Raw genomic sequence first — 20,547 nt, 5'->3', positions numbered from 1 at the left:
TGGACGGACCGGTTCCGGGTGGACACCCGTCAGGTGTGTCGGATGGGATGACGAGGTGACCACCGACCTCACCGACGTCTTCGAAACCCACCGGCCCCTGCTCATGGGGGTGGCGTACCGCATGCTGGGCCGGGTCGCCGACGCCGAGGACGTGGTCCAGGACGCCTGGCTGCGCTGGTCCCGTGCCGACCGCGGCGAGATCGGCGAACCGCGCGCCTACCTGGTGCGCATCACCACCCGGCTCGCCATCGACCGGCTGCGCCGCGCCAAGGCGCACGGCGAGGCGTACATCGGCCCGTGGCTGCCGGAGCCCTGCGTCACCGAGTTCGGCGGCACCGCCCCCGACACCGCGGAGCGTGCCGTGCTCGCGGACACGGTCTCCCTCGCCGTCCTGGTCGTCCTGGAGTCGCTGTCCCCGCTGGAACGGGCCGTCTTCGTGCTCAGGGAGGCCTTCGGCTACCCGTACGCCGAGATCGCCGCCCTGCTCGACCGCGGCGAGGCGGCGGTACGGCAGCTCGCCGGGCGCGCCCGCCGCCACGTGGCCGAACGACGACCGCGCTACGACGTGGACCCGGCCCGGCGCCGTGACCTGACCGAACGCTTCCTCGCCGCGGCGGGCGGCGGCGATCTGGAGGGCCTGCTGACCCTGCTCGCCACGGACGTCCGCCTCGTCGGCGACAGCGGCGGCAAGGCCAAGGCGCCGCTGCGCACCCTGCACACCGCGGACAAGGTGGGGCGCTTCCTGATCGCCGTGTCGGGCACCGTCCCCGACCTGGCCGTGCGCTTCCTGGAGGTCAACGGCGGTCCCGCCGTGCTGATCCTGTCCGGCGGCAAGCCCGACAGCCTGATCCAGGTGGACGTCGCCGACGACCGCGTCAGCACCGTGTACATCGTCCGCAACCCCGACAAGCTGCGGCACCTCGCCGACCGCTGAGGCGCCTTCGCCGGCCGGACCCCGCGAGCCCCCGTCGTGCGACGGGGGCTTTGCCGCGATGTCACACACACCGCCCATGACGAACGCTTCGTGAACGCTCCACCGCGGACGTCCGGGTCAGGGCGCAGGGGGCCGAGGATTGGTCTTGACCAAGGGTGACGGCAGCCCTATCGTCGCAGAGAAGTGCAACAACCTTTAATAAACAAGGGCGCTAAAAACCGCCGGACCACGGCTCTTGCGGAGGACAGGGTGGGGACCACGCAGCTGGAATCGGTGCCGGAACCGAAGTACTGGCATCTCAAGACCGTGCTCACCGAGGCACTCGACTCGGAGTTCTCGGTCGGTGAGATCCTGCCCAACGAGCGCGACCTCGCCGCCCGCTTCGGCGTGGCGCGCGCGACGCTCCGCCAGGCCCTCGAACAGCTCGAGCTGGAAGGGCGCCTGCAGCGTCGGCGCGGCGTCGGCACGACCGTGGCGCCGCCGCGCGTGGGGGTCGCCGTCGGCACCGAGCAGCACACCTGGCCGGGGGCCGCCCAAGACGCCTGGCAGCCCGTCGACAGTGCCCAGGAGACCCCGCCGGCCGCGGTCGCCGCCGGCCTGGAGACCGGCCCGGACGACGCCGTGCACACCGTCCGCCGCTCGCGTATGTCCCACGGCCAACTGGTCGCCACGGAGCTGCTGTACATCCCGGCGGACTCGGTCCCCGACCTCACCGCGATCGACGCCCCGTCCGGCCCGGCACGCGCGCGTGCGGTGCTGCGCGAGCTCCAGCGGCTCGACCTGGAGGGGCAGGACCGCGCCGTCGAGCTGGGGTCCGCCCGCGCGGACGACGCAAGGGAACTCGACCGGCTGCCCGGCTCGCCCGTCCTGGTCGTCACCACCCGCTTCTTCGCCCGGGGCGGCCGCACCGCGGCGCTGTCCGTGGCGACCTACCGCGCCGACACCTGCCGGCTCACCTTCGGCGACTCGGCAGGCGTCGAAATACACCACGACCCCGAGCGGCAGGCCTCCTGACCCCTCCGCCGAGACTCCCTTCCGGGCGTGGGACGGACTCCGCGAGCCCGTCCCACGCACGCCCACGGCACCCCGTCGCGCCCCGGAACTCCACCGGGGCGCCGGGCGTCTGACGGTCCGGTACACCAGCGTGCACGCGCACCGACACCGTCAGCGCGGCCGTCGCCGAAACGTGCGGCTTCGCCGGTCAGAGCCACCTCACCCGGACCATGCGCCGCCACCTGGGCCTGACCCCCGGCGCCCTGCGCCCGGACCGCGCGGAAGCCGCCACCAGTGGCGACGACGGCCTCCCGTTCGACGCCTGAGCCGTCTCCTTCGCCGGCCGGCCCTCGATGTCCACGGCGACAGCGGCAAGGCGCTCCCCGTACGTCCCGAGGCGCCCCGCCCCGGCAGGCCCCCGGCAGGCCCCGTCCCGGTCAGCGGCGGGTCGTCGCCGCGCCCTCCACCGCGAACAGCTGCGCCTCCACGTGGTCCAGCGCGAGACGGAGCGCCCCCGTGGCCACGACGGCCTCGCCCAGCAGCGAGAGCGCCACCCGGGGCGGCCGCAGGCAGTAGCGGGCCAGTTCGCGGCGCAGCGGCTCCAGGACCCCGTCGAGTCCGGCAGCCCAGCCGCCGATCACGACCAGCTCCGGATCGAGCGCCAGTACCAGCGCGGCCACGTCGTGCACGAGCCGGTGGTTGAACCGCTCGACCGCCGCCCGCGCCCGCTGGTCGCCGTCCCGCGCCAGCGCGAACACCTCGGCGACCGCCTGCTCGTCCAGCGGGTGCAGCGGCTCGTCCGTGGTCGACAGCAGGGTCTCCGGCGTGGCCTCCCGGCCCAGCAGGTGCAGCGCGCCGATCTCCCCGGCCGCCCCTCCGTACCCGCGGTGCAGCCGGCCGCCGATCAGCGAACCCGCCCCGGGACTGAGCCCGGCCAGCACGAACACGACGTCGTCGGTCCCGGTCGCCGCGCCCTTCCAGTGCTCGGCGACGGCCGCCGCGTTGGCGTCGTTCTCCACCAGCACCGGGCACTTGAAGGAGCGGCTGAGCCGGTCACCGAGCTTCAGACCCGTCCACTGCGGCAGGGCCGTGCTCAGCCGCACCGTTCCGTCGGCCTCCACGATGCCCGGCGTGCCCACGCCCACCGCCCGCAGCGAACCGCGCGCGACCCCGGCCCGCCGCAGCAGCTCGGCGACCGCTCCGCGCAGCCGGTCGAGCCGCTCGTCCGCCGGGGCGGACTCGTCGACCTCCTTGGCCTGCGCGCCGAGCACCCGCCCGTCCAGGTCGGACAGCAGCGCGGCGACCCGGTGCGGCCCGATCTCCAGGCCCAGCAGATGGCCCGCCTCGGCCCGGAACCGGAACCGCCGGGCCGGCCGGCCCTGGCGTCGCGCGGTGCCCTCGTCGGCCGCGGTCTCCACGACGAGCCCCGCCTCGATGAGGCCCTCGACCACGCCCTCCACGGTCGGCCGGGACAGACCGGTGACCCGGGTGACCTCGGTGAGCGTCGCGCAGTCCGTGGCCCGCAGCGCGTGCAGCACCACCGCGGAATTGATCCTTCGCAGCAGCGAGGGATCGCCGCCGGTCAGCTGCCCCACCGTCCGTCCTTCCAGCTCGCGGGCGTGTTTGCCGGATCGTACTCGGCCCGGCGCACCCCGGCGAGTGCGGGTCGCCCCGGGCCGCGTGCCCGCCGTCGACGGCGGCCACGGCCGCCCGCACCCGGTCAGCCCGGCTCGACGAATCCCGACTCGTACGCGGCGATGACCGCCTGGGTGCGGTCGCGCGCGCCCAGCTTGGCGAGCACGCCGCTCACATGCGTCTTCACCGTCTCGGTACCCACGACCAGCCGTTCGGCGATCTCCGCGTTGGACAGCCCTCGCGCCATGAGCCGCAGCACCTCCGCCTCCCGTTCCGTCAGCCGGGCCCGCTCCAGCGCGGCCTGCGCCGTGCGTTCACCGTCGCCGTACCGGGCGGCCAGGCGTCGTACGGAGGCGGGGAACAGCAGCGACTCGCCCTCCGCCACCAGCCGTACGGCGTGCACGATCTCGGCCGGCCGGGCCCGCTTCAGCAGGAACCCGTCGGCACCGGCGCGCAGCGCCTCGTACACGAACTCGTCGTCCTCGAAGGTGGTCACCACCAGGATCTTCGGCGGCTCGGGCACCGTGCGCAGCACCGCGCGGGTGGCCTCGATGCCGTCCAGCAGCGGCATGCGGACGTCCATCGCGACGACGTCCGGCCGCAGTTGACGCACCAGCGGGATGACGGCGGCCCCGTCGGCCGCCTCACCGACCACCTCGATGTCGGGCTGTGCCTCCAGAACGGCCCGCAGACCCGCGCGGACCAAGGGCTCGTCGTCGACGAGGAGTACGGTGACCGGCATCCCGCCAGCGTAGATCAACTCAGCGGCAGCTCCGCGCGCACCTGCCAGTCGCCCTCGTCGGGGCCGGTGCGGGCGGTGCCGCCGAGCAGCGCGGCCCGCTCGCGTATGCCGCGCAGACCGCTGCCCCGGCCCGGACCGGGCACCGGAGCCGGCAGCGGATTGCGGACCTCCAGGTCCAGCCGGTCGCCGGTGACCCGGACACGGACCCGCACCGGGACGGCTCCCGCGTGCCGCAGCACGTTGGTGAGCGCCTCCTGGAGGATGCGGTAGCCCTCCCGGGACACCGGTCCGGGCAGGGCGGCCACCGGACCGCTCACCTCGGCGTCGACCTTCGCACCGGAGGTCCTGGCCGAGTCCAGCAGCCGGCCCGCGTCGGCCAGGGTGGGTCTCGCGCTCACCGGCCGGTCGGCCTCGCGCAGCACGCCCAGCACCCGCTCCAGGTCCTCCAGGGCCGCCCGGCCGGTCTCCTCGATGGCGGCCAGCGCACGGTCGGTGAAGCCGGGATCGCCGGCCGCCCGTGCCGCGCCCGCCTGCACCACCGCGACCGTCAGGGCGTGCCCGATCGAGTCGTGCAACTCCCGCGCGATGCGCGTGCGTTCGAGAAGCTGCTCGGTGCGCAGCTCCAGGGCCTCCAGCCGCTCGGCGGCGGACGGACCCAGCAGCCGGCGGGCCCCGGCGGTGGCCAGTGCGCCGAGGCCCACCACCAGGCCGTACAGGGCGATCAGGGGGAGCGGGACGAGGAGCCCGTACGCCCAGTGCGGCTGCACCTCGTCCAGCAGCGGGGAGTGGGGGTTGGTGTGCCCGCCCGCGAGCCGGCCCAGCTCGTAGGAGAAGACCGGCAGCCACACCGAAGCGAACGTCGTCGGCACGGCGAGGAGCATCCGCAGCTCCAGCCAGAGCACCGTACGCCCTCGGTCCCGCCAACTCGCCGACGGCGTCACCGATATGCCCGGCTCCGCCGTGCCGGGCGTCAGCAGCAGCCGGGCCTGGACGCCCTCACCCACGCGCACGGCGGGCACCAGGCCGACCGGCAGGAGGACGAGCGCGGGCACCCACGGCTTCGACATGTCGATGAACAGCCACACGCTCTCCATCAGCATGGGCACCCACAGATGCAGCAGCCGGGTGTACGTCGTCCCCCGCAGGAGCGGGCGAAGGCAGCGGACCATGAGCACATCGTCGCAGGTGGCGCCGGAGACGGACCTCCCCCGCACGGGGGAGGCGGTCCCCACCGGCGGGGGAGGGGCAACCGTCCGCGAAGGGCCAGGCTGTGGGTCATGTTGAGCATCGACGTGCGAGACCTCACCAAGGAGTACGCCGGCCGCCGGGCCGTGGACGGCCTGACCTTCAGCGTGCGCCCCGGCAGTGTCACCGGCTTCCTCGGCCCCAACGGCGCGGGCAAGTCCACCACCATGCGACTCGTCCTCGGCCTCGACCGGCCCACCTCCGGTACGGCCGTGATCGGCGGCCGCGCCTACACCGAACTGCGGGATCCGCTGCGCCGGGTGGGCGCCCTGCTCGACGCGCGTGCCGCACACGGCTCCCGGACGGCACGCGACCATCTGCGGGCCCTGGCCGTCAGCAACCGCATCCCGGCCGGGCGGGTCGACACGGTGCTGGAGGAGACCGGACTCGCCGCGGTCGCGGGACGCCGGGTGAGGACGTACTCCCTCGGCATGCGCCAACGGCTCGGCATCGCCGCCGCCCTGCTCGGCGACCCCGAGGTGATCCTGCTCGACGAGCCCGCGAACGGCCTCGATCCCGAAGGCATCGTGTGGATCCGCTCGTTGCTGCGCGGGCTCGCCGCTGAGGGCCGTACGGTCCTGGTCTCCAGCCATCTCATGGGCGAGACCGCCGCGTTCGCCGACCACCTGCTGATCCTCGGCCGGGGCCGCCTGCTCGCCGACACACCGGTGCGGGAGTTCATCGACGCACGCGTACGGCCCCACGTCCGCGTCCGCAGCACCGATCCCGTCGTCCTCGGTGCCCTGCTCGCCCGGCACGGGTACGACGCCTCCCGCGGTGGGGACGGCAGTTGGACGGTGCGGCACGAGCGCGTGGACGACATCGGCCGGCTGATGTCCGAGGCGGGCGTCCCGGTCCTCGAACTCGCGGCCGGTGAGGCCACCTTGGAGGAGGCCTACCTCGATCTGACCGCTGCCGAGGCGGAGTTCGCCGCACAGCCCATGGAGGCCTGACCATGTCGTTCGTCCCCGTGTTCCACGCCGAGTGGATCAAGATCCGCACCCTGCGCTCCCTGCGGGGCGCACTCGCCGGAATCCTCCTGGCCACCGCCGCGTTCTCGGCGCTCGCCTCCGCCGACGCCGACACGGGCGACGCCGACCCGCTGTTCGCGGTGTTCTTCGGCGTCAGCTTCGGCCAGATCGCCGCGATCGCCTTCGGTACGACGGCCGTCTCGTCCGAGTTCCGCGGCGGCGCGCTGGGGCTGACGCTGGCGGCGGTGCCGGACCGGCGGCGCTGGTTCGCCGCGAAGGCTACGGCGATCGCCCTGCCCGTGCTGGCGGTCGGCCTGCTGACCGGGCTGGTGACGCTCGTGGTGGGCAAGGCGGTGCTCGGGAACGCCGGACCCGGCTGGACCGAGGGGCTGCGGGGCGCGGTCGGCTGCGGACTCCAGCTCACGCTCATGGCGCTGTTCGCCGCCGGTCTTACGGCCGTGCTGCGCAGCGGGGTCGCGACTCTCTCGGTGCTGATCCCGTTCCTGCTGATCGTGTCCTTCGTCGTCGGCGACCTGTCCGGCGGGGTCGCCGACCTCCTGCCCGACCGGGCCGGCCAGGTCGTCCTGCACAGCACCTGGGACGGCACCCTCGGCCCGTGGACCGGCCTCGCGGTGACCGCCCTGTGGACGGCAGTGAGCCTGCTCGCGGGCGGCTGGTGCCTGAAGACCCGCGACGTGTGACGGCACACCCCGACGCCCGTCGTGAACCGTCCGGCGCCGGACGACGTGGCGCTCGGGTGCCGTCCGCCGACCTGATCAGCCCTGGCCGGCGCGGTCCCCCGGGGCGAACGCGGTCTGTCGCAGGCGGGCGAACTCCTCGGCCATCGTGGCCGCCGTCCAGTGCGCGTTCAGTCCGCTCGGATTGGGCAGCACCCACACCCGGCTGTCCCCGACGACCCGCTCCTGCGGGCCCACCCGCGCCGTGCGGTCGCCGAACGCGGACCGGTACGCGGTCACGCCCACCACGGCCAGCCACCTCGGCCGCAGCTCCGTCACCTTCGCGGTCAGCAGCCGTCCGCCCGCCACGTACTCCTCGGCGGTCAGCTCGTCCGCCCGCGCGGTCGCCCGCGCCACCACGTTCGTGATGCCGAGGCCGTACGACAGCAGCTCGCCCTGTTCGGCCGGCCTCAGCAGCCGCGGGGTGAACCCGGACAGGTGCAGCACCGGCCAGAACCGGTTGCCGGGGCGGGCGAAGTGGTGGCCCGTCGCCGCCGTCATCAACCCGGGGTTGATGCCGCAGAACAGGACGTGGAGGCCGTCCGCGACGACGTCCGGTACGACACGGTCGCGGGCGGCCTCCAGCTCCGCCTTCGTGAAGCGGGGCGAGCGGGGGGAGCCGCTCAGAGGATCGCCCCCGGGGTGTAGCCGGCGGCCTCCGGATGCTGCTTGGCGAGCTCCTCGATCCGGCCGACGACCACGCCGACCTGGTCGGCCGCGGCACCGGTGAAGGACAGCTTGTCGGCCATCAGCGCCGCCAGCTGCTCCCGGTCGAGCGGCAGCCGCTCGTCGGCGGCGAGCTTGTCGAGCAGCTCGTTGCGCTCGGCGCCCTGCTCCCGCATCGCGAGCGCGGAGGCGACGGCGTTCTCCTTGATCGCCTCGTGCGCGACCTCGCGGCCCACGCCCGCGCGCACGGCACCCATGAGCACCTTGGTGGTGGCGAGGAACGGCAGGTAGCGGTCCAGCTCGCGGGCGACGACCGCCGGGAAGGCGCCGAACTCGTCGAGGACCGTCAGGAAGGTCTCCAGCAGGCCGTCCAGCGCGAAGAACGCGTCCGGCAGCGCGACCCGGCGCACCACCGAGCAGGACACGTCGCCCTCGTTCCACTGGTCGCCCGCCAGCTCACCGGTCATCGAGGCGTAGCCGCGCAGGATCACCATGAGGCCGTTGACGCGCTCGCAGGAGCGGGTGTTCATCTTGTGCGGCATCGCCGAGGAGCCGACCTGGCCGGGCTTGAAGCCCTCGGTGACCAGCTCGTGCCCGGCCATCAGCCGGATCGTCTTGGCCAGCGAGGACGGCGCCGCCGCCAGCTGCACCAGGGCGGTGACGACCTCGTAGTCCAGCGAGCGCGGGTAGACCTGGCCGACCGAGGTGAACGCCTGCGAGAAGCCGAGGTGCCCGGCGATCCGGTCCTCCAGGTCGGCGAGCTTCGCCGCGTCGCCACCGAGCAGGTCCAGCATGTCCTGCGCGGTGCCGACCGGGCCCTTGATGCCGCGCAGCGGGTAGCGGCCCAGCAGCTCCTCGACACGGCCGTACGCCACGAGCAGCTCGTCGGCGGCCGTCGCGAAGCGCTTGCCGAGGGTCGTGGCCTGCGCGGCGACGTTGTGCGAGCGGCCGGCCATGACCAGCTCCGCGTACTCGCCCGCGAGCTTGCCCAGCCGCGCCAGCACGGCCACCGTGCGGTCGCGCATCAGCTCGAGGGAGAGCCGGATCTGCAGCTGCTCGACGTTCTCGGTGAGGTCGCGGGAGGTCATGCCCTTGTGCACGTGCTCGTGCCCGGCGAGGTCGTTGAACTCCTCGATCCGCGCCTTCACGTCGTGCCGGGTGACCTTCTCGCGCTCGGCGATCGAGGCGAGGTCGACGGTGTCGAGAACGCGCTCGTAGTCGGCGATCGCCGCGTCCGGCACCTCGATGCCGAGGTCCTTCTGGGCCCGCAGCACGGCGAGCCAGAGCCGGCGCTCCAGCTTCACCTTCTGCTCGGGCGACCAGAGCGTGGCGAGCTCGGCGGAGGCGTAACGTCCGGCGAGGACGTTCGGGATGCGGGGCTTGGCGGGCGCAGAAGTCACGTGTCCAGATTCTACTGGCGATTCGTGCAGGCCAGCGCCACGGGGTGGTTCGGCGGAAGCTACGAGACGCCCGTCACCCCGTCCGGGCCGGGGGGCACCCGCGGTCTCGCCGGCGGCACCGTCCGCTCCACGGGCCCGGTGCACGGCCACGACCTCGGCCCGGGCGCCGTCCCGCCTCCTCTTCAGGGGGCGTGGGCGAACGGCCGTACCGCCGGTGCGGCTACGCCAGGTCCTCGTACGGCAGCAGCTCCGGCCGCTTCGCCGGACGGCCGTCCCCGGAGGAGCGGCCGGTCAGGCGCCGCCCTATCCACGGGAGCAGGTGCTGCCGGGCGAACCGCGCGTCCGCGACCCGCCGGGTCATCCAGCCCGGCGGCAGGGTGGCCGGCATCGGCACCCGCCAGTCGGGGTCCTCGGGCGGGTAGCCGAGCGTCTGCCAGACCGCCTCGGCGACCCGGCGGTGCCCCTCGGCGGTCAGGTGCAACCGGTCCACGTCCCACAGGCGCGGGTCGGACAGCGAGGGCGCCCCGTACAGGTCGACGACCAGGGCGCCGTGCTTGCCCGCCAGCTCGTCCACGCACGCGAACAGCTCCTCCATGCGCGGCCGGAACCGCTCCAGCACCGGGCCCTGGCGGCCGGGGCTGCGCATCAGCACCAGCTGCTCGCAGGACGGCGCGAGGCGCTCCACGGCCTCGGTGAGCAGGTCCCGGACCCGGACCATGTCGCACTTGGGCCGCAGGGTGTCGTTGAGGCCGCCGACCAGGGTGATGACGTCGGGCCTCATGGCCGCGGCCACCTCGACCTGCTCGTCGACGATCTGCCGGATCAGCTTCCCGCGCACGGCGAGGTTGGCGTACCGGAAGCCGGAGGTGCGGGCCGCCATCCGCGTGGCGAGCAGATCGGCCCAGCCGCGGTAGGAGCCGTCGGGGAGCAGGTCCGACATGCCCTCGGTGAAGGAGTCGCCGACCGCGACCAGGCTGGTGTGCGTGGGAGGTGTGGGATTCGTCTGCATGGCGACAGCGATGGTATCCCGGCTCCATACCCGCCGGTCGGTCGGCCCGGTCCCGCCCACGGACGGGACCGGGCCGCGGGCGCGGCCAGGGTCAGGCGGGCTGGCCGAACAACTGCCGCAGCACGTCCTCCATGGTCACCAGACCGGCCAGCCGGCCGTCGTCGCCGAGCACGGCCGCGAGGTGCGTACGACTGCCCCGCATGGCGGTGAGCACGTCGTCCAGCGGGGTCCCCTCGCGCACCCGCGGGATGGGCCGCATGTCCCGCAGCCGGAACGGCACGTCCCGCGGCGAGGCGTCCAGCGCGTCCTTGACGTGCAGATAGCCCACGATCCGCCGGCCCGCGTCGACCACCGGGAACCGGGAGAAGCCCGAATCGGCCGCCAGCCGCTCCAGCTGCTCCGGTGTGACGCCCACGCGCGCGTAGACGACGCGCTCCAGCGGGACCACCACGTCCCGCACGGGCCGGCTGCCCAGCTCCAGGGCGTCGTGCAGCCGCTCCTGGGCCCGGCCGTCGATCAGCCCGGCCTCGCTGGCGTCCTTGACGATCTCGGCGAGTTCGGCGTCCGTGAAGGTCGCCGCGACCTCGTCCTTGGCCTCCACGCGCAGCAGCTTCAGCAGGCCGTTGGCGAAGGCGTTCACGGTGAAGATCACCGGTCGCAGCGCCCGGGACAGGCCGACCAGCGGCGGCCCGAGCAGGAGCGCGCTGCGCACCGGTTCCGCGAGGGCGATGTTCTTGGGCACCATCTCGCCGAGCAGCATGTGCAGATAGGTCGCCAGGGTCAGCGCGATCACGAAGGAGACCACGTGGCCCGCGCTCGCGGGCACGCCGACCGCGTGGAACACCGGCTCCAGCAGGTGCGCGATCGCCGGCTCGGCGACCACGCCGAGGACCAGGGTGCACAGCGTGATGCCGAGCTGGGCGGCGGCCAGCAGCGCCGACACGTGCTCCAGACCCCACAGCACGCTCCGGGCCCGCCGGTCGCCCTCCTGCGCGAGCGGCTCGATCTGCGAGCGGCGCACGGAGATCAGCGCGAACTCGGCGCCGACGAAGAAGGCGTTGACGACGAGCGTCGCCAGGCCGATCAGCAGCTGTACGGCGGTCATCGCGCCCCCTCCGGCATCTCGTCGGCCCGCTCGTCGTCCAACGGCGCGTGCAGCAGCACCCGGGCCGCGCGGCGGCCGGAGGCGTCCACCACGTCCAGCTGCCAGCCCGCGACGCGGACGGTGTCACCGATCTCGGGTATCCGCCCCAGTTCGGTGGCGACCAGGCCGGCCAGCGTCTCGTACGGCCCGTCGGGGACGCGCAGTCCCACGCGCGCGAGCTGGTCGGTGCGGGCGGCGCCGTCGGCCGAGTACAGGGCCCGGCCCTCCTCGTCCGCGCCGGCCGGGGCGAGGTCGGGCGTCTCGTGCGGATCGTGCTCGTCGCGCACCTCGCCGACGACTTCCTCGACGATGTCCTCCAGCGTGGCCACGCCCGCCGTGCCGCCGTACTCGTCTATGACGACGGCCATGGTGCGCCGGCCGCCGAGCCGGTCCAGCAGCCGATCCACGGTCAGCGACTCGGGCACCAGCAGCGGCTCGCGCATCACCTGGGCGACCGTGCGGTGGCGCCGTTCGTCGGCGGGCACGGCCAGCACGTCCTTGATGTGCGCGGTGCCGACCACCGAGTCCAGGCTGCCGCGGTAGACCGGGAACCGGGACAGGCCGGTGGCCCGGGTCGCGTTCGCCACGTCCTCGCAGGTGGCCTGGGTGTCGAGGGCGACGACCTGGACGCGTGGCGTCATCACGTTCTCCGCCGTCAGGTCGGCCAGGTTCAGCGTGCGGACGAACAGCTCCGCGGTGTCCGCCTCCAGCGCGCCCTGCTTGGCGGAGTGCCGGGCGAGGGCGGCCAGCTCCTGCGGGCCGCGCGCCGAGGCCAGTTCCTCCGCCGGTTCGATGCCGAGGCGGCGCACGAAACGGTTGGCCGTGTTGTTCAGATGGGTGATGAACGGGCGGAAGGCCGCGCTGAACAGGCGCTGGGCGCTGCCCACCCGCTTCGCCACCGCCAGCGGTGAGGAGATCGCCCAGTTCTTGGGCACCAGCTCGCCGACGACCATCAGGAACACCGTGGACAGGGCCGTGCCCAGCACCAGTGCGACGGAACTCGCCGTGGCCGGGGACAGCCCCAGTGCCTCGAACGGGCCGGACAGCAGCTTGGCGATCGACGGCTCGGCGAGCATGCCGACCACCAGGTTGGTGACGGTGATGCCCAGCTGGGCGCCGGAGAGCTGGAAGGTCAGGCTCCGTACGGCCTTGAGGGCGCCCGAGGCTCCGCGCTCGCCGCGCTCGGCGGCCCGCTCCAGCTCGCCGCGCTCGACCGTGGTCAGCGAGAACTCCGCCGCCACGAAGGCGCCGCAGGCGAGCGACAGCAGGATCGCCACCAGGAGGAGCAGCACTTCGGTCATCGGGTCACCCCCGTCCCATGATCGGACAGGGCAGGGGGAAGCGCGCGGTGTCGCGGACCGGGAGGCTCGCCCATGGGCGGACGCTCACAACCTTTCATGGAGGGACGGGTGCTCCCTCAATGGTAAAGGATGGGCAAAGAGTGCGGTGATCTCATTCCGTCAGCGGCTTCACCCAGCGCCGCCACTGCTCCTGCGGCCCGTAACCGGCGGCCCGCCAGGCCTGCTGCCCGCTCTCGTTACGGACCAGCACCATCGCGTCCGCGCGCCGGCCGCCGAGCCGGGTGAACCGCTCCTCCGCGGCGGCGAGCAGCGCGGAACCGATACCTCTGCGGCGCCGCTCCGGATGCACCGCGAGCCGGTAGAGATGACACCGCCAGCCGTCGAAACCGGCGATCACCGTGCCCACCAGCTGCCCGCCGGACTCGGCGAGCAGCAGCGCGTCGGGGTCCCGCTCGACCAGCCTCTCCACACCGGCGCGGTCGTCACTGATGCTCGTCCCCTCGGCGGCCGTCTTCCAGAAGGCGAGGACGGCGTCGAGATCGTCCGGCCCGGCAGGTCGTACACGCAGCTCGGTCATGCGGTCATCGGATCACGGACGACCCGGCCGGGCACGGGAATTCCGTCATGCGGACTCCTCGCGCAGCCGTCGCATCACCGGCGCGAACGCCTCCATGGACGGCTCCAGCACGGTCAGGTACGAGAACCCGAACCGCTCCCGCTGCGCCCGCACCCGCGCGACGAGCTGCTCCAAGGTCCCGACCAGCATGATCGGCAGGGCCAGTGCCCGGTCCAGGTCCAGCTGCGGGTGCCGTTCCAGCAGCGGCCTGAGTACGGGTCCGGGGTCGTCGGTGACGGCCACCAGCTGGATCAGCAGGTTCAGCTCGGCCGGTGCGGGGCGGTCAGCCGCCAGCTCGCGGTAACGGGCCACGCGTTCGTCCAGCTCGTCCGCGGTGAGCGGCGTCAGCGTGCCCGCCGCGTCCCGGGCCCGGGCACCGGTGAACGCGGCGATGTCCGCGTGCTCGGCGGTCAGCCGCAGCATCCGGTCGCCGTTCGCGCCGATCAGCAGCGGCACCCTCGGCTGAGCCGGGCGCGGCCGGTGTTCCGCGGAGCGGAGCGCGCGTTCCAGCTCCCCGACGGTACGGCGGAGCAGGTCCACCCGCTCCCGCGGCGAGCCGAACGGCAGCCCGGCCGTCTCGTGCTCGGCCCGGACGTACCCAGTGCCCAGGCCCAGTTCGAGGCGGCCGCCGGTCAGCGCGTCCGTGGTCGCCACCTCACGCGCCAGCAGCGCCGGGTTCCAGAAGCCCGCGTTCAGCACGAACGTGCCGAGCCGGGGCCGCTCGGTCGCCCCGGCCGCCGCGACGAGCGCAGGGAACGGCGCGACCATGCCCAGGTGGTCGGGCACGAGGATCACGTCGTAGCCGAGTTCCTCGGCGCGACGGCACTTGGCCCGCCACTCGGCGGCCGACGCGGACGTGAGCAGGTTGACCCCGAAGCGGAACGGGCGCGGCATGAACTCTCCTCACCGACAAGTGACTTGGCTCTCCCCCGCGATTCCATCACGTCCGCGACCGGCCCGGCACGGGTGCGCTGTCCACGTCCGCGGCCCGCCCGGCACGGTTCCGCTCACTAGACCCGCTGCCGACCTGGCACGGGTGCGCTCTCTACGCCGGCGGCCCGCCCGGTACGCGTGCGCTCTCTACGTCGGCGGCCCGCTCGGCACGTGCGCGCCCACTAGGTCGGCTGCCGGCCCACCACGCGCGCTCACTGCGTCCGCTGCCGTCCCGGTACGCGTGCGCTCTCTACGTCGGCGGCCCGCTCGGCACTGACGCGCCCACTAGGTCTGCTGCCGGCCCGGCACGCGCGCTCACTGCGTCCGCCTCCCACCCGGTGCGCGTGTGCTCACCACGTCCACGGCCAGCTCGCCACGCGCGCGTCCAACTAGGTCTGCTGCCGGCCCACCACGCGCGCTCACCACGTCCGCTGCTGTCCCGGCGCGGGTGCGCTCACTGCGTCCACGGCCCACCCGGCACGCGTGCGCTCACTCGTGCGCGATCGCCGTCAGCACGTTCATCCGCGACGCCCGCAGTGCCGGCAGCAGGGCCGCTACGACGCCCACCACCGCCGAGCCGATCACGACCGCGACGATGGTGCCCCAGGGGATCGCGAACGCCGTCAGGCCGCGCAGCGCCAGCACCTGCTGCACGCACACACCCCACACGAGCCCCAGCGCCAGCCCGAGGACCGCGCCGAACACGGCGATCACCACCGACTCCAGCCGGATCATCCGGCGCAACTGCCGCCGACCGAGCCCGATCGCGCGCAGCAGCCCGATCTCCCGGGTGCGCTCGACCACCGACAGCGCGAGGGTGTTGACCACACCGAGGACCGCGATGACGATCGCCAGCCCGAGCAGCGCGTACACGAGGTAGAGCAGCACCGAGATCTGGTCGTGGACCAGCTTCTTGTAGTCGGTCTGGTTGCGCGTCTGGACCTGGGGATACGGCTTGAGCGCCTGTTCGAGCCGGGGGCGCAGCTCCTCCGCGCCGGTCCCGGAGGCCGCGTTCACGTAGAGCGCGGAGTCCTGGCCGTCCGGCACGTACCGGTCGAGGGTGCCGAGCCCGAGGAAGAGGCCGCCCTGGGCGCCGAACCCCTGCGTCGTCTCCTGATCGGTGAGGGCGCCGACCGTCAGCTCGGTGTGCCGTCCGCCCGGGAACTCCGCCGGCAGCACGCTGCCGACACGCACACCGTGGTCCCTGGCGAAGTCGGCGTCCATGGCGAGGTGCCCGTCGGCCAGCGCGGCCGCCGAACCGCCCCGCGCGTAGGGGATGTGCACGACGTCGTCGAGCCCCGGCCCGTACGCGGCGGCGGACGTCTTGACCCGGTCCCCGTCCGGCAGCCGTACGGCGAGGGGGGTCAGCCGCTGCGGCACCACGAGCCCCACGCCCGGCGTCCCGCGCACGGCGGCCCGCACCTCCTTGGTGAACGGGGCGAAGTTCGTGTTCTGGACGATCAGGTCGGCGCCCAGGGTCCTGTCGATCTGCCGGTCGAACGACGCGGACAGCGAGGCGCTCGCCACCGACATCCCGCCGACCAGGGCCAGACCCACCATCAGCGCGGCGGCCGTTGCACCGGTACGGCGCGGATTGCGCAGGGCGTTGCGCTGGCTCATGCGGCCGACCGGCCCGAACAGCGCGGGGAAGGCGCCGCCCAGCACCCGGATCACCGGCCGCACGAGCAGCGGCCCGGCGACCACGGTGGCGATCAGCGTCAGGACCACGCCGAGTCCCAGCAGAGCGGCCGCCTGCGCGGTCCGCGTGGCCGCGGCGCACCCGGCGAGCGCGGCGGCACCGGCCGTCCCGACCACCGTTCCGACGATCGCCCGGACCCTCAACGGCTTCCCCACACCGGCCACTTCGGCGTCCGCGAGCGCCGCCATGGGGGAGACGGCCGCCGCTCGGCGCGCGGGCAGGTAGGCGGCGACGAAGGTGACCCCCAGACCGACGACGTAGGCCGCGACGGGCGTGCCCCAGCCGATGACCATCTCGGTGGTCTTCAGGTTCATCCCGAAGGCGCTCATCAGCCGGATCAGCCCGAAGGCCAGCCCGATCCCGGTGGCGAGACCGAGTGTCGAGCCGACCAGGCCCAGCAGCACCGCCTCCGTGAGCACCGAGCGCCGCACCTGCCGCCGGTCGGCGCCGAGCGCCCGCAGCAGGCCCAGTTCCCTGGTGCGCTGGGCGATGAGCATGGAGAAGGTGTTGACGATGAGGAACACGCCGACGAGCAGCGCGATGCCGGCGAAGCCCAGCATCACGTACTTGATCACGTCGAGGAAGGTGCCCAGGTTGGCGGAGGCCGACTTCGCCTGCTCGTTCGCGGTCTTCAGGTCGTAGGCACCGGTGTCGACCGCCGTGCCGATCCGGCGCTTGAGCTCGGTGTCGGACACGCCCCTGGCCGCGTCGGCCTGGATGCTGGTCGCCTTCGCGGCGGAGCCGAGCAGTTCCCGGCCGGCCACCGCCGGGTCAAGGTAGATCAGGGCGGAGCCCGGATTGGTGGTGGTGAACGTGGCGATGCCGGTGACCCGCACCCGGAAGGTGCCCGGCTGCGCGTGCACGGTCAGCGTGTCCCCGATCCACACGCCCTTCTTGGCGGCGGTGTCGGCGTCCAGCAGCGCCTCGCCGGAACCCCGCGGCGCATGGCCCGAGGTGAGCTTCACCGGGCTGTGCGGAGTGACGTACCAGGCCATCGCGATGGTCGGGGCGCCGGTGGTGGGGCCGACCGACTTGTCCTGGGCGTCGACCACGACGGCGTTCTGCACGGACACCTCGGCCCGGGCCGCCGCGACCCCGTCGGTCTTCGCCACACGGTCCCGCAGCGACGCGGGCAGGGTCGGCACCGAACCGCTCAGCCGGGCCGACCGCAGGTCCTCCTGCTTCGGCAGCACCGTCACATCGGCCGCGGTGGAGGCGAACAGCCGGTCGAAGGTTCGGGTGACGGTGTCGGAGAAGATCAGGCTGCCCGCGACGAACGCCACGGACAGGACCACGGCCAGCGCGGACAGGGCGAGCCGCCCCTTGTGCGCGAGGAAGCTCCTCAGGGTCGCCTTGAGCACCGGGTCAGTCCTCCCCGGCGGTGACGCCGTCACCGAGCCGGCCGCGCACCACGTCGAAACGCTTCATGCGTTCCAGCACGGTGTCCGCCGTCGGCCGTTCCATCTGGTCGACGATCCGCCCGTCGGCGAGGAAGAGCACCAGGTCGGCGTGGGCGGCGGCGCCCGGGTCGTGGGTGACCATGACGACGCTCTGGCCGAGATCGTCGACCGCGCCGCGCAGGAAGCCCAGCACCTCCAGGCCGGCCCGTGAGTCGAGGTTGCCGGTCGGCTCGTCCGCGAAGATCAGCTCGGGCCGGGAGGCCAACGCCCGCGCGCACGCGACGCGCTGCTGCTGGCCGCCGGAGAGCTGCGCGGGCCGGTGCGTCAGCCGCCCGCGCAGGCCGAGGGCGTCGATGACCTGGTCCAGCCACTGCTGATCGGGCCGGCGTCCCGCGATGTCCATCGGCAGGGTGATGTTCTCGGCGGCCGTCAGCGTCGGGATCAGGTTGAACGACTGGAACATGAACCCGATCCGGTCCCGCCTCAGCCGGGTCAGCTCCCGCTCCTTCAGCCCGGTGATCTCGGTGTCGCCCAGCCAGACCTGACCGCCCGACACGTTGTCGAGGCCGGCCAGGCAGTGCATGAGCGTGGACTTCCCGGACCCCGAGGGGCCCATCACGGCCGTGAAGCGACCGCGCGCGATGTCGACGTCGACCGAGTCCAGGGCGACGACGGCCGTCTCCCCGGAGCCGTAGGCCTTGGTCAGCGCGCGGGCGCGGGCCGCGATCCCGACGTCCGGTGCCCGGCCCGGAACGTGCTCCGCAGCAGTGGTGGACAAGACCGCCTCCCGGTCGCCTCGACGTCACGCCCCGACTCCTTGGTGGGCCGAGCCTAGTGTGACCCGGCACACAGCCGGAATCCCACCTTGGCCCGAGACCCGGACCACGTCCAAGGGACGCGGTCCGGTCGGGGGCCCCTTGCCGTGCTAGCACTCCGGCGCTAGCGTCGAAACCATGGCGAAGACCCAGCTGAACGTGCGCGTGGACGAGGGCACGGCCCGCGCGGCCCGCGAGCGCGCCGTGGCCCGCGGTATCAGCGTCAACCGCTACATCGAAGAGCTGGTCAGACAGGACACCGGGGAGGCCGGCCGTACGTTCGTCGACGCGGCCGCCGACTTCATGAAGCAGTACGAGTCCGTGTTCGCCGAGGAGTTCGCCGAAACCCGCGGCACCGACCCGGTCGAAGACCGCCTCTGATCCCTTGGACGCGCTCACCGTCGACCTCGCCTGGCTGCTCATGCTCGCCGAGCAGAAGACGCCCGGGGACCCGCAGGTCACCGACTGGGGCGCGCTCGTCGCCGCCGTCGCCCGGCACCGGGCCGAGATATTCGGCGTCCCGGTGTACGACAGCCCGCACGCCCGCGCCGCGTCCCTGCTCCAGCTGCTGATCCACGTGCCCGCGCTGGAACGCTCCAACGCGCTGTTCGCCTCGGCGGTCGCCTACGCCTACCTGGTCGCCGGCGGCGAGAAGATCGCCACCACGCCCGAGCAGGTCCGCGACCTCGCCCGGCTGGTCAAGGACGGCGCGGCGGGCGTCGACGACATCGCGCGGGAACTGCGCGGCTGGAGCGTCTGATCAGCGGGCGGCCGGCTCGTCCGGCCGCCAGGCCACCCCCAGCGAGCAGTACGACGTCGGCAGCACGGGCCCCTTCTCCGGCAGCAGCACCCGCCGCTGCGGGCCGATGAGGAACCCGGCCTCGCGCAGGGCGGCCACCGGCTCACGGGAGAGATGGCAGCCGCCGTTCAGCACGGGCCACAGCGTGCGGTCCAGCGCCCGCTGCGTCAGGGTCATGGCCCGGCCGCCGCCACGCCCGTGCTCGAAGAAGCGCACCTCGCCGCCCGGCCGGAGCACCCGCCGTACCTCGCCCAGCGCCCGCGGCACGTCCCGCACGCTGCACAGCACCAGCGACAGCACGACGGCGTCGAAGGCCTCGCTCTTGACCGGCAGTGCCTCGGCCGCGCCCGGCACCACGTCCACCGGCACCTGGGCGCGCAGGGCGGCCCGCAGCGCCAACTTCCTGAGCGACGGCTCCGGTTCGATCGCGACGACCTCCGCGACCGAACCCGGGTAGTGGCCGAAGTTCAGCCCGTTGCCCGCGCCGATCTCCAGCACCCGGCCGGACAGCCCGGCGAGGAGCCGCTCGCGCACCCCGCCCATGCCCAGCCTGGTCTCGGCACCCACGCTGAGCCGGGCGTAGTAACGGGCGAACAGCGGATGGTGGACAGGACCCCGCGCCACCTTGCGCGAGCCGGTGGACAGCAGCCGCATGGCAACCTCCCGAAGCAGGACGGCCCTGCCAGGAGTGTCCCCCGCGGGACGCCCGGGCACCCCCGCCGAACGGATTCGGTGGCGAAAAACGGCCGAACGGGTGCGCGCGGTACGGGCGCCCGGCTCAGGCGAACGCCGGAGGCGCCTCCCGTACCTTGAACGCCTCCGCGTCCCAGGTGCCGTCCAGGCGGGGCGCGAGCCAGGTCGGGGCCGCCGTGCGGAACTCGGCCGGCGGCAGCGCGCCGGCGCGGGCGGGCAGGGCGCCGAGCAGCGGGGCCCCGGCCACCACGGGCAGGTCGGCCACGTTGCAGCGGGTGGCCAGGTCGGGGGCGTCGGGCCAGCTGCCGATGACCACGCCGGCGAACTCCAGCTCGCGAAACCGCAGTTCACGAGCCGTCAGCTCGGTGGTGTTCAGCGTGCCCAGCCCGGCCGTGGCGACGACCAGCACCGGGGCGTGCAGCAGCCGGGCCACGTCGGCCAGGGTGCCGCCCGTCGCGTCGAACCGGACGAGCAGCCCGCCCGCCCCCTCCACCAGCACCAGATCGTGCTCGGTGGCCAGCTTGGCGGCCCGGTCGGCGACCTCGTGCGGATGCACCGGCGCCATTCCCGCCCGCCGGGCCGCCGTGCCCGGTGCCAGCGGCTCCGGGTAGCGGGCCATCTCATCGGCCGTCACCGGACCCGCGAGCCACGCGACCTCGTCGGCGTCCCCGCGTTCGTCCGGCGTCACACCCGTCTGCGCGGCCTTCAGCACCGCCACCGAGCGGCCGGCCGCGAGCGCCGCGGCGGCGACGGCCGCGGTGGTGACGGTCTTGCCGACCTCCGTGCCCGTTCCCGTGATCACCAGTACCGGCATC

At 73.8% G+C, this 20,547-nt stretch carries 20 protein-coding genes and 1 pseudogene; 7 read left to right on the top strand and 14 right to left on the bottom strand.

Annotated elements, in window-relative coordinates; translation table 11 throughout:
- The first annotated feature begins 55 nt into the window (after positions 1 to 55).
- The 3 genes and pseudogenes from N8I86_RS07075 to N8I86_RS07065 all read left to right on the top strand — a co-directional run.
- Positions 56 to 934, top strand: coding sequence for an RNA polymerase sigma-70 factor (locus N8I86_RS07075; RefSeq protein WP_263277407.1), 879 nt, complete (start codon positions 56 to 58; stop codon positions 932 to 934).
- Between the two features lie 249 nt (positions 935 to 1,183).
- Positions 1,184 to 1,948, top strand: a complete 765-nt coding sequence (locus tag N8I86_RS07070; protein WP_073895084.1) for a GntR family transcriptional regulator — start codon at positions 1,184 to 1,186, stop codon at positions 1,946 to 1,948.
- Between the two features lie 170 nt (positions 1,949 to 2,118).
- Positions 2,119 to 2,253: pseudogene (locus N8I86_RS07065) on the top strand (hypothetical protein); the annotation flags it as partial.
- A gap of 111 nt (positions 2,254 to 2,364) precedes the next feature.
- Here the strand turns inward: N8I86_RS07065 and N8I86_RS07060 are convergent.
- The 3 genes from N8I86_RS07060 to N8I86_RS07050 form a co-directional block, all read right to left on the bottom strand.
- Positions 2,365 to 3,522, bottom strand: a complete 1,158-nt coding sequence (locus N8I86_RS07060) for an ROK family transcriptional regulator (protein WP_073895082.1) — start codon at positions 3,520 to 3,522, stop codon at positions 2,365 to 2,367.
- Positions 3,523 to 3,647: 125 nt separating this feature from the next.
- The gene (locus tag N8I86_RS07055) at positions 3,648 to 4,304 is read right to left on the bottom strand and encodes a response regulator transcription factor (RefSeq protein ID WP_263277406.1); all 657 of its coding nucleotides are present in this window, start codon (positions 4,302 to 4,304) and stop codon (positions 3,648 to 3,650) included.
- A 14-nt stretch (positions 4,305 to 4,318) separates the two neighbouring features.
- A complete protein-coding gene (locus N8I86_RS07050) occupies positions 4,319 to 5,473 on the bottom strand; it encodes a sensor histidine kinase (protein ID WP_073895078.1) in 1,155 nt (384 codons plus the stop codon).
- Between the two features lie 108 nt (positions 5,474 to 5,581).
- On the opposite strand from N8I86_RS07050, the gene N8I86_RS07045 reads away from it, so the two are divergent.
- Positions 5,582 to 6,502, top strand: a complete 921-nt coding sequence (locus tag N8I86_RS07045; RefSeq protein WP_263277405.1) for an ATP-binding cassette domain-containing protein — start codon at positions 5,582 to 5,584, stop codon at positions 6,500 to 6,502.
- Between the two features lie 2 nt (positions 6,503 to 6,504).
- Entirely contained in the window at positions 6,505 to 7,221 is a 717-nt protein-coding gene (locus N8I86_RS07040) for an ABC transporter permease (RefSeq protein WP_073895074.1), read from the top strand.
- 75 nt (positions 7,222 to 7,296) lie between these two features.
- On the opposite strand, the gene mug is transcribed toward N8I86_RS07040, so the two are convergent.
- From mug to N8I86_RS06995, 9 genes are all read right to left on the bottom strand, one after another.
- On the bottom strand, positions 7,297 to 7,842 hold the full coding sequence (gene mug / locus N8I86_RS07035; protein WP_263280078.1) for a G/U mismatch-specific DNA glycosylase: 546 nt from the start codon (positions 7,840 to 7,842) through the stop codon (positions 7,297 to 7,299).
- Positions 7,843 to 7,880: 38 nt separating this feature from the next.
- Complete coding sequence (gene purB, locus N8I86_RS07030; RefSeq protein WP_123438655.1) at positions 7,881 to 9,323, bottom strand: adenylosuccinate lyase; 1,443 nt, start codon at positions 9,321 to 9,323, stop codon at positions 7,881 to 7,883.
- A 220-nt stretch (positions 9,324 to 9,543) separates the two neighbouring features.
- Positions 9,544 to 10,332, bottom strand: a complete 789-nt coding sequence (locus N8I86_RS07025) for an SGNH/GDSL hydrolase family protein (protein WP_123438656.1) — start codon at positions 10,330 to 10,332, stop codon at positions 9,544 to 9,546.
- A 91-nt stretch (positions 10,333 to 10,423) separates the two neighbouring features.
- The gene (locus N8I86_RS07020) at positions 10,424 to 11,437 is read right to left on the bottom strand and encodes a hemolysin family protein (protein ID WP_123438657.1); all 1,014 of its coding nucleotides are present in this window, start codon (positions 11,435 to 11,437) and stop codon (positions 10,424 to 10,426) included.
- On the bottom strand, positions 11,434 to 12,777 hold the full coding sequence (locus N8I86_RS07015) for a hemolysin family protein (RefSeq protein WP_263277404.1): 1,344 nt from the start codon (positions 12,775 to 12,777) through the stop codon (positions 11,434 to 11,436). The genes N8I86_RS07020 and N8I86_RS07015 overlap by 4 nt, the downstream gene beginning before the upstream one ends.
- A gap of 151 nt (positions 12,778 to 12,928) precedes the next feature.
- Positions 12,929 to 13,354: a GNAT family N-acetyltransferase gene (locus N8I86_RS07010; RefSeq protein ID WP_263277403.1), complete on the bottom strand. Its 426-nt coding sequence runs from the start codon at positions 13,352 to 13,354 to the stop codon at positions 12,929 to 12,931.
- A gap of 45 nt (positions 13,355 to 13,399) precedes the next feature.
- The gene (locus N8I86_RS07005; RefSeq protein ID WP_073895062.1) at positions 13,400 to 14,287 is read right to left on the bottom strand and encodes an LLM class F420-dependent oxidoreductase; all 888 of its coding nucleotides are present in this window, start codon (positions 14,285 to 14,287) and stop codon (positions 13,400 to 13,402) included.
- Positions 14,288 to 14,815: 528 nt separating this feature from the next.
- Positions 14,816 to 17,386 carry an ABC transporter permease gene (locus N8I86_RS07000; protein WP_263277402.1) on the bottom strand — a complete coding sequence of 857 codons (2,571 nt, stop codon included), beginning with the start codon at positions 17,384 to 17,386 and terminating at the stop codon, positions 14,816 to 14,818.
- A 4-nt stretch (positions 17,387 to 17,390) separates the two neighbouring features.
- Positions 17,391 to 18,203 carry an ABC transporter ATP-binding protein gene (locus N8I86_RS06995; RefSeq protein WP_123438659.1) on the bottom strand — a complete coding sequence of 271 codons (813 nt, stop codon included), beginning with the start codon at positions 18,201 to 18,203 and terminating at the stop codon, positions 17,391 to 17,393.
- A gap of 175 nt (positions 18,204 to 18,378) precedes the next feature.
- On the opposite strand from N8I86_RS06995, the gene N8I86_RS06990 reads away from it, so the two are divergent.
- On the top strand, positions 18,379 to 18,621 hold the full coding sequence (locus tag N8I86_RS06990; RefSeq protein ID WP_263277401.1) for a toxin-antitoxin system HicB family antitoxin: 243 nt from the start codon (positions 18,379 to 18,381) through the stop codon (positions 18,619 to 18,621).
- A gap of 40 nt (positions 18,622 to 18,661) precedes the next feature.
- Complete coding sequence (locus N8I86_RS06985; RefSeq protein WP_382987604.1) at positions 18,662 to 19,000, top strand: fic family toxin-antitoxin system, toxin component; 339 nt, start codon at positions 18,662 to 18,664, stop codon at positions 18,998 to 19,000.
- On the opposite strand, the gene N8I86_RS06980 is transcribed toward N8I86_RS06985, so the two are convergent.
- Positions 19,001 to 19,693, bottom strand: coding sequence for a class I SAM-dependent methyltransferase (locus N8I86_RS06980; RefSeq protein WP_263277400.1), 693 nt, complete (start codon positions 19,691 to 19,693; stop codon positions 19,001 to 19,003). It lies immediately after the preceding gene.
- A gap of 124 nt (positions 19,694 to 19,817) precedes the next feature.
- The gene (bioD, locus tag N8I86_RS06975; RefSeq protein ID WP_073895050.1) at positions 19,818 to 20,546 is read right to left on the bottom strand and encodes a dethiobiotin synthase; all 729 of its coding nucleotides are present in this window, start codon (positions 20,544 to 20,546) and stop codon (positions 19,818 to 19,820) included.
- Position 20,547 lies beyond the last annotated feature (1 nt).

It is taken from the genome of Streptomyces albidicamelliae, from assembly GCF_025642175.1.
GTDB classification, from domain to species: domain Bacteria; phylum Actinomycetota; class Actinomycetes; order Streptomycetales; family Streptomycetaceae; genus Streptomyces; species Streptomyces albidocamelliae.
This window is presented reverse-complemented; position numbering and strand designations above follow the sequence as displayed.